The 13,474-nt window shown below is 41.4% G+C and carries 14 protein-coding genes and 1 pseudogene; 8 read left to right on the top strand and 7 right to left on the bottom strand.

Annotated features, from left to right (window positions below; genetic code table 11):
• Positions 1-13: 13 nt before the first annotated feature.
• Positions 14-1,681, top strand: coding sequence for a MutS-related protein (locus N596_RS05515; protein ID WP_023027233.1), 1,668 nt, complete (start codon positions 14-16; stop codon positions 1,679-1,681).
• Positions 1,682-1,785: 104 nt separating this feature from the next.
• Here N596_RS05515 and N596_RS10435 read toward each other — a convergent pair whose 3' ends face one another.
• The 6 genes and pseudogenes from N596_RS10435 to N596_RS05495 all read right to left on the bottom strand — a co-directional run bounded on the left by N596_RS10435 (position 1,786) and on the right by N596_RS05495 (position 5,060).
• Positions 1,786-2,019: an IS3 family transposase gene (locus tag N596_RS10435; protein WP_373364508.1), complete on the bottom strand. Its 234-nt coding sequence runs from the start codon at positions 2,017-2,019 to the stop codon at positions 1,786-1,788.
• Between the two features lie 18 nt (positions 2,020-2,037).
• Positions 2,038-2,202 (bottom strand): DDE-type integrase/transposase/recombinase, encoded by a 165-nt coding sequence (locus N596_RS10430; RefSeq protein ID WP_156023429.1) that lies wholly within the window; start codon positions 2,200-2,202, stop codon positions 2,038-2,040.
• A 49-nt stretch (positions 2,203-2,251) separates the two neighbouring features.
• On the bottom strand, positions 2,252-3,139 hold the full coding sequence (locus N596_RS05510) for an IS3 family transposase (RefSeq protein WP_081697786.1): 888 nt from the start codon (positions 3,137-3,139) through the stop codon (positions 2,252-2,254).
• Entirely contained in the window at positions 3,070-3,636 is a 567-nt protein-coding gene (locus N596_RS05505; protein ID WP_023023319.1) for a helix-turn-helix domain-containing protein, read from the bottom strand. Before N596_RS05505 ends, N596_RS05510 begins: the two co-directional genes overlap by 70 nt.
• Positions 3,637-3,727: 91 nt before the next feature.
• Positions 3,728-4,105: pseudogene (locus N596_RS05500) on the bottom strand (AraC family transcriptional regulator); the annotation flags it as partial.
• Between the two features lie 79 nt (positions 4,106-4,184).
• Positions 4,185-5,060, bottom strand: coding sequence for an AraC family transcriptional regulator (locus tag N596_RS05495; protein ID WP_023027230.1), 876 nt, complete (start codon positions 5,058-5,060; stop codon positions 4,185-4,187).
• 249 nt (positions 5,061-5,309) lie between these two features.
• Between N596_RS05495 and N596_RS05490 the strand changes: the two genes are divergently transcribed.
• The 5 genes from N596_RS05490 (at position 5,310) to N596_RS05470 (ending at position 11,022) form a co-directional block, all read left to right on the top strand.
• Complete coding sequence (locus tag N596_RS05490) at positions 5,310-6,143, top strand: Cof-type HAD-IIB family hydrolase (protein ID WP_042361230.1); 834 nt, start codon at positions 5,310-5,312, stop codon at positions 6,141-6,143.
• 52 nt (positions 6,144-6,195) lie between these two features.
• Entirely contained in the window at positions 6,196-6,828 is a 633-nt protein-coding gene (locus N596_RS05485) for an SGNH/GDSL hydrolase family protein (RefSeq protein WP_023027229.1), read from the top strand.
• A gap of 335 nt (positions 6,829-7,163) precedes the next feature.
• Positions 7,164-8,939 carry a pyruvate oxidase gene (gene spxB / locus N596_RS05480; RefSeq protein ID WP_023024318.1) on the top strand — a complete coding sequence of 592 codons (1,776 nt, stop codon included), beginning with the start codon at positions 7,164-7,166 and terminating at the stop codon, positions 8,937-8,939.
• Between the two features lie 87 nt (positions 8,940-9,026).
• A complete protein-coding gene (locus N596_RS05475) occupies positions 9,027-9,374 on the top strand; it encodes a VOC family protein (RefSeq protein WP_023024316.1) in 348 nt (115 codons plus the stop codon).
• Between the two features lie 208 nt (positions 9,375-9,582).
• Entirely contained in the window at positions 9,583-11,022 is a 1,440-nt protein-coding gene (locus N596_RS05470; protein ID WP_023024314.1) for a 6-phospho-beta-glucosidase, read from the top strand.
• Between the two features lie 125 nt (positions 11,023-11,147).
• On the opposite strand, the gene N596_RS05465 is transcribed toward N596_RS05470, so the two are convergent.
• Positions 11,148-11,681 (bottom strand): hypothetical protein, encoded by a 534-nt coding sequence (locus N596_RS05465; RefSeq protein WP_023024312.1) that lies wholly within the window; start codon positions 11,679-11,681, stop codon positions 11,148-11,150.
• Positions 11,682-11,884: 203 nt separating this feature from the next.
• Between N596_RS05465 and N596_RS05460 the strand changes: the two genes are divergently transcribed.
• Together N596_RS05460 and N596_RS05455 are read left to right on the top strand one after the other, a co-directional pair.
• Complete coding sequence (locus tag N596_RS05460; protein ID WP_023027228.1) at positions 11,885-12,574, top strand: response regulator transcription factor; 690 nt, start codon at positions 11,885-11,887, stop codon at positions 12,572-12,574.
• Positions 12,574-13,455 (top strand): sensor histidine kinase, encoded by an 882-nt coding sequence (locus N596_RS05455; RefSeq protein ID WP_023027227.1) that lies wholly within the window; start codon positions 12,574-12,576, stop codon positions 13,453-13,455. The genes N596_RS05460 and N596_RS05455 overlap by 1 nt, the downstream gene beginning before the upstream one ends.
• Positions 13,456-13,474 lie beyond the last annotated feature (19 nt).

Raw genomic sequence — 13,474 nt, 5'->3', positions numbered from 1 at the left:
GGCGAATGAAGGAATGGACAAACTTGGATGGTTACCAATTGGATTTGTTGGACTGATCATCGTTATGACTCTAACAAATCAGCTATCAACGATTCTTCTGAGAAAAAAATTAGCCAAGGCTTGGGAGGGTAAACCTTTTTTCATAAAAAAAGATAGTGAAGAAAGTTTAGCGGAAACAATGCTCTTGGCTTCGGCACTCCAACCGACAGATAGCCAAGTAGACGGTCAGACTTGGCATGATTTGGACCTCTATAGAGTCTTTGATCAGTTGAATTATACACAGTCTAGTATAGGGGCTGAGGCCTTGTATCAGAAGATGCGTTTGATTAAATTTCAACCAGAAGCATCCTTGCAGGAGTTAGAGGATTTTTTTGACCATCACCCTGATCTTCGTCTCAAGGTTCAAGTTGTCATGAACCAATTAGGAAAAAAGAACCACAATATGGCTAGAAGTATTGTGGCTAATCCAGGGAAACAGGATTCGAAGATCTATCTTTCTCTCTATATTTTCTTAGCCTGTTTGCCGGTCTTCTCGCTTTTCTTCCTTCCATTTTTTAAAATTCAAGCGATGATGGTCTTGGTGGCGAGTGCGACCTTCAATATCATTTTTTCGAGCATTCGGAATTGGTCGAATAAAATGCGCTTGGATCGAGTTAGTTACTTGGTTCGTATCTTTGCCTCAACGGCAAAGCTTAGCCATTTAGCGATTCCAAAACAAGAAGCCCTCAAACAGGCTGTCCAACCATTTAAGAAGACGAAAGTTATTTCCGGAATCTTACAAAGTCCAACAGGAAGCTCAGATATGGAAATTATTCTGATTTACCTTAATTTTCTTTTCTTAATTCCGCAGATTGCTCAAGTTTATATCTATCAGCAAGTGAGGATTCATCAGAAAGAAGCTCAGGAAGCGATCAATCTTTTGGGAGAATTGGAAGTAGCCATCAGCCTTCTACGCCATAAGCGTGATGTTGATTTGGTCTGTCATCCCAGCTTTAAAAAAGAAGGCGGAATTAAGGGCAAGGGGATCTACCATCCTTTACTAACGGATCCGGTTGCTAACGATGTTCGTTTTGAAAAAAATATGGTGATTAGTGGAGATAATGCCTCAGGGAAATCTACTTATCTGAAAATGGTAGCTATTAACTGTATTCTAGCTCAGGGCTTGGGCTTCGCCTATGGTGAAAGTTTGGAGCTTTCTTATGGACATGTCATGACCTCTATGGATGTCAGTGATGATATCGAGGTTGGAGATAGTTATTTTATTACAGAGAGCAAAACGATTCTCCGAATGATTGAGAGTCTGGAAAAGTCTGGCTTTCATTATTTCTTTATTGATGAACTCTTTAAGGGTACCAATACCATTGAGCGAATTGGATCTGGCTTGGGGATTGTCCGCTGGCTATCTAGACACGATTGCTTGTATATGATTTCGAGTCATGATATTGAGTTAGTTGCGGCGTCTGGTGCAGTCAATGATAATTATCATTTTGATAGTCGTTATGTTGACGGGGAAATTGTCTTTGATTATCAGATAAAGCAGGGGGCGGCAGTAACGAAGAATGCGGTCAATACATTAAAAAGCCTCCATTTTCCTTCAGAAATCACCCAAACTTCTCAAGAATTAATAAGGCAATATGAAGAAACAGGGAAATGGTCTTTAAATACAATAATTGAGAGCTAAAGATGTAAGTTGCTTCGTTTTATCTGATATTTCTACTGTAAAAAAACTAAAAGCCCCTGGAACATAAGTGATATGTACCCAGAATCCTGGACACATGTTATGAACTAAGTGGAACACATGGATGCTATCCTGTACATTACAGGTGGCATCCATTTTGTTTTTCCTTGTATTCTTTCATTGTTGTAATAACTTATGTATTCATCTAGTGCTTTTGAAAAGCTCTCAAATGATTCATATTCTTTCTCGTAGCTGTAGTACATTTCATTCTTTAGACGTCCAAAGAATGTTTCCATAATGCAATTATCTATACAATTGCCACGTCTAGACATTGATTGGATAATTCCCCTGTTTTTTAGTTACTGACGATAGTAGTTGTGTTGATATTGCCATCCTTGATCTGAATGAAATATTAATCCTGTAAGTGATTTGAACTTTTTAAACGCCATCTCTAGCATTCTCTTGATTTGATTTAGGTTTGGACTCATCGACAAGTCATATGAAATAACTTCATTTGTGTACATATCAATTATCGGAGGATATGTACCCAGAATCCTGGACACATGTTATGAACTAAGTGGAACACATGGATGCTATCCTGTACATTACAGGTGGCATCCATTTTGTTTTTCCTTGTATTCTTTCATTGTTGTAATAACTTATGTATTCATCTAGTGCTTTTGAAAAGCTCTCAAATGATTCATATTCTTTCTCGTAGCTGTAGTACATTTCATTCTTTAGACGTCCAAAGAATGTTTCCATAATGCAATTATCTATACAATTGCCACGTCTAGACATTGATTGGATAATTCCCCTGTTTTTTAGTTCCTGACGATAGTAGTTGTGTTGATATTGCCATCCTTGATCTGAATGAAATATTAATCCTGTAAGTGATTTGAACTTTTTAAACGCCATCTCTAGCATTCTCTTGATTTGATTTAGGTTTGGACTCATCGACAAGTCATATGAAATAACTTCATTTGTGTACATATCAATTATCGGAGAAAGGTAACACTTTCCCCATGAAAAGTTAAACTGAGATACATCAGTTGTCCACTTCTGAAGTGGTGCTGTTGCTGTAAAGTCTCTATCTATTATGTTTGGTGCTACTTTACCTACTTCACCCTTGAATGAGTGATACTTTTCTTTAGGTCTTTTGCCTTGCAATCCAAGTGAATGCATGATACGTTGTACTCTTTTATGATTGACAGAATTTCCACGTCTTAAGAGCTCTCTATACACTCTTCTCACACCATATCTACCTTTATGCTGGCTAAATATTTTCTTGATTTCTTCAGTGAGCTTAATATTTCTAAAGTCTACAGTATCAACTTTACTGATTTCGTAGTAGTAAGTTGATTTAGGCATATTTAAACCTTTTAGTAGGTGCTTTAATTGGTATCCTTCTTCTCTGAGCGCTTTGATGATTGCTGCTTTTTCGCCTTGAGTTGCGCAGCCCATCTTTCTTGCCTCAAGGCGATCCTTTTTTTTACTACTTCAATCTCCGCTTTCATTGCCGCAATTTCTTCTCTTAGTCTGATTAACTCTTCACGTTCTGATTCAGTTAAAGGTTTGGGCTTAATCGTTTTCTTTTTCATAACAGGGTTCTTACTCTTGCGACCTTTCTTTTTATTCACAAGACCATTGTAACCTAATTCTTTGTATTTGCGAACCCAGGTATATAGCATTCCATTATTTATACCTGCAGAAACAGCAACTGACTTGTTGGATTGTCCTGCTAATACTTTAGCAACTAATTCATATTTCGCTTCAGGGGTCCACACTTTGTTATTACCTAAGTGCTTTAATGCATCTGGTCCATTTTCTTCTTCGATACGAGCCCAGTATCGAACCATTAGATGAAAGTTTGATGTTTTTATTCCTTCTGGTGTTTCAGGCCATATTCCTTTTCTATATAGCTCAATACACTCTAACTTATACTCATGACTGTAACGCATGAAAATACCCTCCTTACTGGGTGTCCAGTAAAGAGGGTACATATCAAAGTTTCAATTGTGTTCAGGGGGCTTTTATTATTTGATCCTTTGATTAAAGACAAGCTTTTCGGTATTGACTTGGAGTGATCTGATAGTATTTCTTGAATTGGCGATTAAAGTTTGAGAGGTTGTTGAAGCCAGATTGGCTAGCGATATCAATAATTGCCAGATCAGAATGCTGGAGGAAATGGGCGGCTTTTTTTAGCCGATATTGGATGATGTACTCCATACAAGAGATCCCTAATTGTTTCTTAAAGAAATTCATAAAGTGGGTCGGGCTAAAATGACACAATTCTGCTAATTGCTCAATCATAAGCTCCTCTTGGTAATGGTTCGAAATATGGTCGAGGACCAAACGAATTTTTTCTTCTCTTCGATAAGCATCCGTTGAAAACTTCTTCTCGACAATATAGTTGTGAGAAAAGAGGACCTTACTGGGTGTCCAGTAAAGAGGGTACATATCAAAGTTTCAATTGTGTTCAGGGGGCTTTTATTATTTGATCCTTTGATTAAAGACAAGCTTTTCGGTATTGACTTGGAGTGATCTGATAGTATTTCTTGAATTGGCGATTAAAGTTTGAGAGGTTGTTGAAGCCAGATTGGCTAGCGATATCAATAATTGCCAGATCAGAATGCTGGAGGAAATGGGCGGCTTTTTTTAGCCGATATTGGATGATGTACTCCATACAAGAGATCCCTAATTGTTTCTTAAAGAAATTCATAAAGTGGGTCGGGCTAAAATGACACAATTCTGCTAATTGCTCAATCATAAGCTCCTCTTGGTAATGGTTCGAAATATGGTCGAGGACCAAACGAATTTTTTCTTCTCTTCGATAAGCATCCGTTGAAAACTTCTTCTCGACAATATAGTTGTGAGAAAAGAGGAGATAGAGGAGTTCATTGAGCTGGGATTTGAGTCGAAGTTCATAGAAAGGACCTTGTTCTCTTCCGTTTGCCATACAGTTTAAAAGGCTCTGTTTGATTTCTTCATAACCCGGAGATTGGACTTGGATACGTCGGACAAATTCAAAATCACCATTGTAGAGGGGTTGTAAATATTTTAGAGTGGCAATATTTTTATGAGTAATCCCAATCAGGTCCAGATTAAAATGGAGGACATCCATGGTATGGGAAGAACTCTGGATGGGATGAATGGAGTGAAGGGCATTAGGGCGGATCAAAATAATATCGCCTGGTTGACTATGAAAATATTCATAGTCGATATGGAATTGAGCAGTCCCTTCGTTGACATAAATAATCTCAATATCAGTGTGCCAATGAAATAAAATATCCGGTTGGCCATTTTGGGTGCGAATCTGTTTGATTGAAAAAGGGAAATCGCTATTGGTAAAGGATGTTTGGCGGTATAAGGTCTTTGTGTTCATGCCTACCTCTTAGATCTTTTTCGGGAGTAGCAGACGCTTTGGCTAGGTGTGAGAGAGGGTCTGCTAGTTACTTCATACAGGGAAAATCTATTATCTATATTATAATAAAATTGGACCGAAAATTAAAGAGGATTCGGTGGAATTTCTAAAATTTTAAGGATGGGGAGAAGGGAGCGTTTGTGGCAAAGAAGGCCCAAAATGACTAGGAAATGGTGTATAATAGGGACAAGATAGAAAGAGGTGGCTGGTATGATACAAATGATTGCGACAGACATGGACGGTACTCTGATGGATGCGCAAGGAGAGGTTGACCGTGAGCGTCTGAGCCGCATCTTGGATCAGCTAGACCAAAGAGGGATTCCCTTTGTTATTGCGACGGGGAATGGCTATAGCCGTATGGCTCATGTCTTGGGAGAGCTGAAAGATCGTGTCACCTTGGTTCTAGCCAATGGTGCACGGATATTAGAGAAGGGAAAGCTCATCCGAGAGTGTAGCTGGCCTGAAGAGCTGGTGCAGGAGGTCTTGCGTTATCTAGAAGGTCGAGAAGAAGAACTTCATCTGGTCGTCAGTAGCCTATCTGGAGCCTATGCCAAGAAAGGAACAGAGTTTCCTCTTTTAGAGCAATTGATGACGCCTGAGTTAGCTACAGCTTTTTACAGACGGATGCGCTTTGTGGATGATTTGGTCCAAGAGCATGGTGAGCAGGTTCTGAAGATAAGTGTCGTCACTGACACTGAAAAAGTCGAAGTCTTTGTGCAAGAGTTGCGAGAAGAGTTTGGGGAGCGACTGCTTCCAGCAGCTAGTGGCTATGGAGCCATCGATATTCTGCAACCGGAGGTCAATAAGGCTACAGCCATTCAATTCTTGGAAGAACACTGGGGCGTTGATGGTGGGCATTTAATGGCATTTGGCGATAGCCAAAACGATGTGGAAATGCTGGAGTTAGCGACCTATTCCTATGCGATGGAAAATGCGGACGTCCATGCTCGACAAGCAGCCCGCTACACAGCGTCATCTCACCAAGAAGGTGGGGTTTATGAAATGATTGAAGCCTATTTGGATGGAAGACTAAGTTTCGACTAGGCGAATATTCTACCGCACATAGTTTCTACCATACGAATCGAAAGGAGTCTTTATGGCTGTACAATTATTGGAGACCTGGCTCTTGAAAGAACAGGCAAAAATACAACAGAACTACCGAGAGCTGAATCAAAAACCTTTGAAGGAACCCGATATACTTTTTATAGGAGACTCTATCATCGAATACTATCCTCTTCAGGAGTTACTTTTGACGGATCAGTATATGGTGAATCGGGGAATCAGAGGCTACAAGACAGACCTCTTAAGAGAGAATCTAGATGCCCATATTTTTGGTCAAGCAGTGGATAAGATTTTCCTACTAATCGGAACCAATGACATTGGCAAGGAAATGCCCCTGTCAGAAACCATCGATAACATGTCCATAATCTTACAGGAGATGGTACGACTCTTGCCCTTGGCGCAAATCAAACTTGTTTCGGTTCTCCCTGTGAATGAGGGAGAAACCTACAAGGGGACAGTCTATATCCGGACCAATCAAAAGATTCAGACCCTGAATCAGGCTTATCATGAGCTGGCTCAAGGAATGATGAATGTCGAATTTATCAATGTTTTTGAGAGCTTGCTCGGTGAAGATGGTCAGCTCAAACCAGCTTATACAACAGATGGTCTTCATTTAACAATTGAAGGATACAGGGTCTTAAGTAAGGCTCTTCAAAAGGAAATTTAACCAATCCTAGCAGGGAAAAACTATTTTCCGCTAGGATTTTTTGATACCTTCTGTGAAACAGTTTGGGAACATGCTCTATTTTGTACTAATTTTATACGATCTAAAAACCTTGCTGTCATGCGGTTTATCCCTTCTGTTATAAAATAGTTAGCGGAAACAGAACAGTTTTCTCTATTGTGTTATGTAATAGTTCCAGGTGTTCAGTGAGCATATTCTTATACAAGGACAATAAAACGTGATAAATTGATATAGTAAAGTTGTTTGAAACGTTTTCACTCTTTGTCGAATTCAGTTCAAAGACTGACAATTATTTTTATTGAAGGAGAGTTATCATTATGACTCAAGGGAAAATTACTGCATCTGCAGCAATGCTCAACGTATTGAAAACATGGGGCGTAGACACTATCTACGGTATCCCATCAGGAACACTTAGCTCACTTATGGACGCTTTGGCTGAAGACAAAGATATCCGTTTCTTGCAAGTTCGCCACGAAGAAACAGGTGCTCTTGCAGCGGTTATGCAAGCTAAATTTGGCGGATCTATCGGTGTTGCAGTTGGTTCAGGTGGACCTGGTGCCACTCACTTGATCAACGGTGTTTACGATGCAGCGATGGATAACACTCCATTCCTTGCGATCCTTGGATCACGTCCAAACAACGAGCTCAACATGGATGCCTTCCAAGAATTGAACCAAAACCCAATGTACAACGGTATCGCTGTTTACAACAAACGTGTCGCTTACGCAGAGCAATTGCCAAAAGTCATTGACGAAGCTTGCCGTGCTGCCGTTTCTAAAAAAGGTCCAGCTGTCGTTGAAATTCCAGTAAACTTTGGTTTCCAAGAAATCGACGAAAACTCATACTACGGTTCAGGTTCTTACGAGCGTTCATTCATCGCTCCTGCTTTGAACGAAGTTGAAATCGACAAAGCTGTTGAAATCTTGAACAACGCTGAACGTCCAGTTATCTATGCTGGTTACGGTGGTGTTAAAGCTGGTGAAGTGATTACTGAATTGTCACGTAAAATCAAAGCACCAATCATCACAACTGGTAAAAACTTTGAAGCTTTCGAATGGAACTATGAAGGTTTGACAGGTTCTGCTTACCGTGTTGGTTGGAAACCAGCCAACGAAGTTGTCTTTGAAGCAGACACAGTTCTTTTCCTTGGTTCAAACTTCCCATTTGCTGAAGTTTACGAAGCATTCAAGAACACTGAAAAATTCATCCAAGTTGATATTGACCCTTACAAACTTGGTAAACGTCACGCCCTTGACGCTTCAATCCTTGGAGATGCAGGTCAAGCAGCTAAAGCGATCCTTGACAAAGTAAACCCAGTTGAGTCTACTCCATGGTGGCGTGCAAACGTGAAGAACAACCAAAACTGGCGTGATTACATGAACAAACTCGAAGGTAAAACTGAGGGTGAATTGCAATTGTACCAAGTCTACAATGCCATCAACAAATACGCTGATGAAGATGCGATCTACTCAATCGACGTCGGTAACTCAACTCAAACATCTACTCGTCACCTTCACATGACACCTAAGAATATGTGGCGTACATCTCCACTCTTTGCAACAATGGGTATCGCTATCCCTGGTGGTATCGCTGCTAAGAAAGACAATCCAGACCGCCAAGTATGGAATATCATGGGTGACGGAGCCTTCAACATGGTTTACCCAGACGTGATCACGAACGTTCAATACAACCTTCCAGTTATCAACGTTGTCTTCACAAACGATGAGTATGCCTTCATCAAGAACAAATACGAAGATACAAACAAACACTTGTTTGGTGTAGACTTTACAAATGCTGACTACGCGAAAATTGCTGAAGCACAAGGTGCAGTTGGATTTACCGTTAACCGTATTGAAGATATCGATGCTGTGGTTGCTGAAGCTGTTAAACTCAACAAAGAAGGTAAAACTGTTGTTATTGATGCCCGCATCACACAACACCGTCCACTTCCAGTAGAGGTACTTGAGTTGGATCCAAAACTTCACTCAGAAGAAGCGATCAAAGCCTTCAAGGAAAAATACGAAGCAGAAGAACTCGTACCATTCCGCCTCTTCTTGGAAGAAGAAGGGTTGCAATCACGCGCAATCAAATAATTCCTCTCGTCGAATTTATTCTTTGATTTTCATAGAGTGGGACTTAAAAAGATCGGAGTCATCCGGTCTTTTTATGGAGAATAGTAAATGAATTTAAATCAATTAGATATTATCGTTTCAAATGTTCCCAAAGTCTGTTCTGACTTGGAGCGTCTTTTGGATAAAAAGGCTGATTATGTTGATGACGGTTTTGCTCAGTTTACAATTGGCAGTCATTGTCTCATGTTATCACAAAATCACCTGATTCCTTTGGAAGATTTTCAGTCAGGAATCATTCTTCACATTGAGGTTGAGGATGTAGACCAGAACTACAAACGGTTGAAAGAGCTTGGCGCTGAAATATTACATGGCCCATCTGCAACTGATTGGGGAACAGAATCTTTGCTAGTTAAAGGCCCTGCTGGTCTAGTCATTGATTTTTATCGTATGAAATAGGACGCTTAGTCATTTGAAGTCAACCTTAATTATTCTTAAAACAGAATGTGAAAATATGAACTATTGAAAGATCGGAGTCATCCGGTCTTTTTATGTTGCGCTTGAATAGAAACAATCTTAGAATAGTATCAGTTTTTCCTAGGATGCTGTAAGACTTTCGGATTAGACAGGGATATAATAGATTTAAGGATGAAAGCGAGGTAGGAATATGACTGACAAACTACAATTTCCAGATGGTTTCCTTTGGGGTGGGGCGACGGCTGCCAACCAATGTGAAGGAGCTTATAATGAAGATGGCCGCGGCTTGGCCAATGTGGATGTGGTACCGATTGGGCCTGATCGTCACGCGATTATTACGGGTCAGAAAAAGATGTTCGACTTTGAAGAGGGCTATTTTTACCCGGCTAAAGATGGTATTGATATGTACCATCGCTACAAGGAAGACATTGCCCTCTTTGGGGAAATGGGCTTTAAAACTTATCGACTTTCTATTGCTTGGTCACGGATCTTCCCACAAGGGGATGAACTGGAGCCAAACGAAGCGGGACTACAGTTCTATGAAGACCTCTTTAAGGAATGTCACAAGTATGGCATTGAGCCCTTGGTGACCATTACTCACTTTGACTGTCCCATGCATTTGATTACCGAGTACGGTGGTTGGCGCAACCGCAAGATGTTGGGCTTTTATGAACGTCTCTGTCGGACCCTCTTTACTCGTTACAAGGGCTTGGTCAACTACTGGCTGACCTTTAATGAAATCAATATGATCCTCCATGCGCCATTTATGGGAGCGGGTCTCTGCTTCGAGGAAGGAGAGAATGAGGAGCAGGTCAAATACCAGGCAGCCCACCATGAGTTGGTCGCTTCAGCCATTGCCACTAAGCTTGCCCATGAGATTGATCCGAACAACAAGGTCGGCTGTATGCTGGCAGCAGGGCAAAATTACCCGCATACTTGTGCTCCGCGTGATGTTTGGGCGGGTCTAGAAGAAGACCGCAAGAACTACTTCTTCATCGATGTGCAGGCGCGTGGGGAATACCCTAACTATGCTAAGAAAGAGTGGGAACGTCAGGGCATCACGGTTGAGATGACCGAGCAGGACCTTCAATTGTTGAAAGACTATACGGTGGACTTTATTTCCTTCTCCTACTATGCCAGTCGGGTCGCTTCAGGTGATCCAGCTGAAAGGGAGAAAACAGCGGGCAATATCTTTGCCTCTTTGAAGAATCCCTACCTAGAAAGTTCAGAATGGGGTTGGCAGATTGACCCTCTTGGTCTCCGCATTACCCTCAATACCATCTGGGATCGTTATCAAAAGCCTATGTTTATCGTGGAAAATGGATTAGGGGCAGTGGATACACCTAATGAAGCGGGGGAAATCGAGGATGATTATCGGATTGACTACCTGGCTGCCCACATCAAGGCTATGCGAGATGCCATCCATGAAGACGGCGTCGTCCTCTGGGGCTATACGACTTGGGGTTGTATTGACCTGGTCTCTGCTGGGACAGGAGAAATGAAGAAGCGCTACGGTTTTATCTATGTTGACCGGGACAACGAAGGCAAGGGAACCTTAGCCCGTTCGCGTAAGAAATCCTTCTATTGGTACAAAGAGGTCATTGCGACCAATGGAGCTTTTGTTAAATAAAAGTCTCCTTTAGAGCTTCACCATCTTCTGGATGACTCTGTGACAGCAAACTAAAAAGCTTAGAATCCCAACCAAAGCTGGGGTTCTAAGCTTTTTGTATGTCGTTAAGGCAAGTCCTTATTGATTTACTGGTCGTAGTCTAAGACATTGTTTTCGATGACAAACTTAGATTCAGCGGAAATGCTAGCTTCTCCTAGTTGCAACTGTGAACTTCCGTCTGGTTTCATGATGTGCCACTGACCGTCCTTGTGAGCAAAGATAGCCTGAAATGTTACGTTATCACTCTTGTCTCGAATCGGCAGAACAAATGCTTGATCTGTATTCTCTAAGAGAATCTCTTCTTTTTTTTCAAAGTTATAGATATAAAATTGCCCAGTTCTTTGTCCCAAACCATGAAGATCATCGACTTTTTGCCAATTTTCAAAATTTTTCTGAACTAGGGATTCATTAAAAATCTTGTTGAAGGTTTCGTTCCGTTTCTTGGTTTCTTCCTCGTCTAGTGTCTTCTGAAACTCTGCAACCTTTTTAGTCGTTTGGACGGTTTGTCTGTTTTGCTCCCTGATTTGCTGGCGGTGGATGACTCGCATCATTCTTGCACCAACGCCCAGGATGACGAGAATGGATACAAGGCTGATTTGAGTTTTGGCATTTTTTTTCATAGATGATTCTCCCTATTGTGTCATTGGTCCTATTATACCCTTTGAAAGAAAGGATAGTCAAGTTCATCTTGTGATGACCTACCATGCAGCTCTACCTGGGGACTATAGGATTTTATCAGATTTTCATTGACGAAGGTCCCTTTATTTGATAGGCTAGGGGAATAGAAATGATTTCGTAAGCATAGAAAAGAGGAGTGAGGCAAGTGGCACGCATCTTATTAATTGAAGATAATAATGATATCCAAGAAATTTTGTATAGTCTCTTAAGCGAAGACCATGAGGTGCTTCAGGCTTTTTCAGGTACAGAAGGGCTACGACTCTTCCAGCAAGAAAGCATTGATTTGGTCCTTCTCGATATCATGCTTCCTGGGAAAAATGGGGATCAGGTCCTTGAGGAAATCCGTTTGCAGAGTCAGGTACCGGTCATCATGATGACAGCTCTTGGTGACAAACACCTCATTAGCCAGTATCTCCTTGCAGGTGCCAATGATTATATCGTCAAGCCCTTTAATCTGGATGAGGTGGCTGCTCGGGTGACAGTGCAACTGAGAAATAACCTCACTCCGGCACAGGAAGCTCCATCATCGAAAAAGCTGACTGTTAAAAATCTGGTCCTGAACCCAGAAAGCTTTGAACTGGAGTCTGGAGAAAAAACGCTTCGCTTAGGTAAAAAGGAATTTCAAATTTTTGAAACTTTATTGGCGCATCCAAAGAAGATTTTCACCAAAGAAGAATTGTATGAGGCAGTCTGGGAAGAGGTCTATCTGCCTGGAGACAATACGCTCAATGCCCAATTGAGCAATCTCCGAAAGAAAATTGCCCAACTCGATCCTAATGAGGATTACATTGAAACCGTCTGGGGCTTGGGTGTTCGCTTGAAAGGAGACAAGTAATGTGGGGATTGGTTCTAGTTCTAGTCTTCCTTGTCCTTCTCTTGGGACTGGGCTATGTTCGCTTGCTTTCAGCTTTAAAGGATTTGCAGGAGCAGATTCAAAAGAAGCTCCAAAATGGGAGTGGGGTACGGTTGACGTCACGTGTTTCAAATAAAGAATTGGTCGCCTTGACCAAACAGGTCAGTGAGCTCTTTGACCAGATCGAGCGGACCAATCGGATTGCCTTCCAAGAGAAGAAAACCTTGGATATGGCCATCAGTAATATTGCTCACGATATTCGGACGCCTTTGACCATTGCGTCTGGTTATACCCAACAAATCATCAAGAGTGGGACGCAAGAAGAGGAAAAACTGAAAAAAATTTCTTCCAATCTTCAAGTCGTCTCAAAACGCTTGGAATCACTCTTGGAATACAGACGCTTGATGGAGGGTGCCATTCAGCCTCGGCTTTCAGACGTTAATCTCAGCCAAGTCCTAACCCAGCAGTTATTCCAGTATTATGATAGCTTGTCTGAGGCGGGGATTGCACTAGAGGTAGAGTTAGAAGAGCATCTCCATTATGCTACTGATCCTGAGCTTTGGGAGCGCCTCTTGCAAAATATGCTCAGCAATGTCCTCAAGCATGGGAAGGAAGAGGCCCGTTTGACCCTGACTTCTGATGTGGAGACAATTCGGGTCGAACTGCGAAATATTGTGCAACAGCCGATTCAACACTTAGACCAATTAGCTAGTCGCTTCTACTCCGAAAATCTATCGGATACAGAGGAGTCTTCTGGCTTGGGTCTCTACATCATTCAAAATTTTGTAGAGATTTTAGGGGGAGATTTGCAACTGGCAACGGAGGCAGACTGGTTTATCTTGACCATTACATTAAAAAAGTAGGACTTGACCAATCGTCAAG

Origin of the sequence: Streptococcus ilei (assembly GCF_000479335.1) — a bacterium.
GTDB lineage: Bacteria > Bacillota > Bacilli > Lactobacillales > Streptococcaceae > Streptococcus > Streptococcus ilei.
The sequence above is the reverse complement of the archived record's forward strand: the minus strand, read 5'-3'. Positions and strand labels throughout refer to the sequence as shown.

What these genes read in the sequence shown, in the direction of transcription:
- N596_RS05515 (WP_023027233.1), top strand. Translation starts at nt 14, where the DNA reads ATGGACAAACTTGGATGGTTACCAATTGGATTTGTTGGACTGATCATC.
- N596_RS10430 (WP_156023429.1), bottom strand. Translation starts at nt 2,202, where the DNA reads ATGTACACAAATGAAGTTATTTCATATGACTTGTCGATGAGTCCAAAC.
- N596_RS05510 (WP_081697786.1), bottom strand. Translation starts at nt 3,139, where the DNA reads ATGGGCTGCGCAACTCAAGGCGAAAAAGCAGCAATCATCAAAGCGCTC.
- N596_RS05505 (WP_023023319.1), bottom strand. Translation starts at nt 3,636, where the DNA reads ATGCGTTACAGTCATGAGTATAAGTTAGAGTGTATTGAGCTATATAGA.
- N596_RS05495 (WP_023027230.1), bottom strand. Translation starts at nt 5,060, where the DNA reads ATGAACACAAAGACCTTATACCGCCAAACATCCTTTACCAATAGCGAT.
- N596_RS05490 (WP_042361230.1), top strand. Translation starts at nt 5,310, where the DNA reads ATGATACAAATGATTGCGACAGACATGGACGGTACTCTGATGGATGCG.
- N596_RS05485 (WP_023027229.1), top strand. Translation starts at nt 6,196, where the DNA reads ATGGCTGTACAATTATTGGAGACCTGGCTCTTGAAAGAACAGGCAAAA.
- spxB (WP_023024318.1), top strand. Translation starts at nt 7,164, where the DNA reads ATGACTCAAGGGAAAATTACTGCATCTGCAGCAATGCTCAACGTATTG.
- N596_RS05475 (WP_023024316.1), top strand. Translation starts at nt 9,027, where the DNA reads ATGAATTTAAATCAATTAGATATTATCGTTTCAAATGTTCCCAAAGTC.
- N596_RS05470 (WP_023024314.1), top strand. Translation starts at nt 9,583, where the DNA reads ATGACTGACAAACTACAATTTCCAGATGGTTTCCTTTGGGGTGGGGCG.
- N596_RS05465 (WP_023024312.1), bottom strand. Translation starts at nt 11,681, where the DNA reads ATGAAAAAAAATGCCAAAACTCAAATCAGCCTTGTATCCATTCTCGTC.
- N596_RS05455 (WP_023027227.1), top strand. Translation starts at nt 12,574, where the DNA reads ATGTGGGGATTGGTTCTAGTTCTAGTCTTCCTTGTCCTTCTCTTGGGA.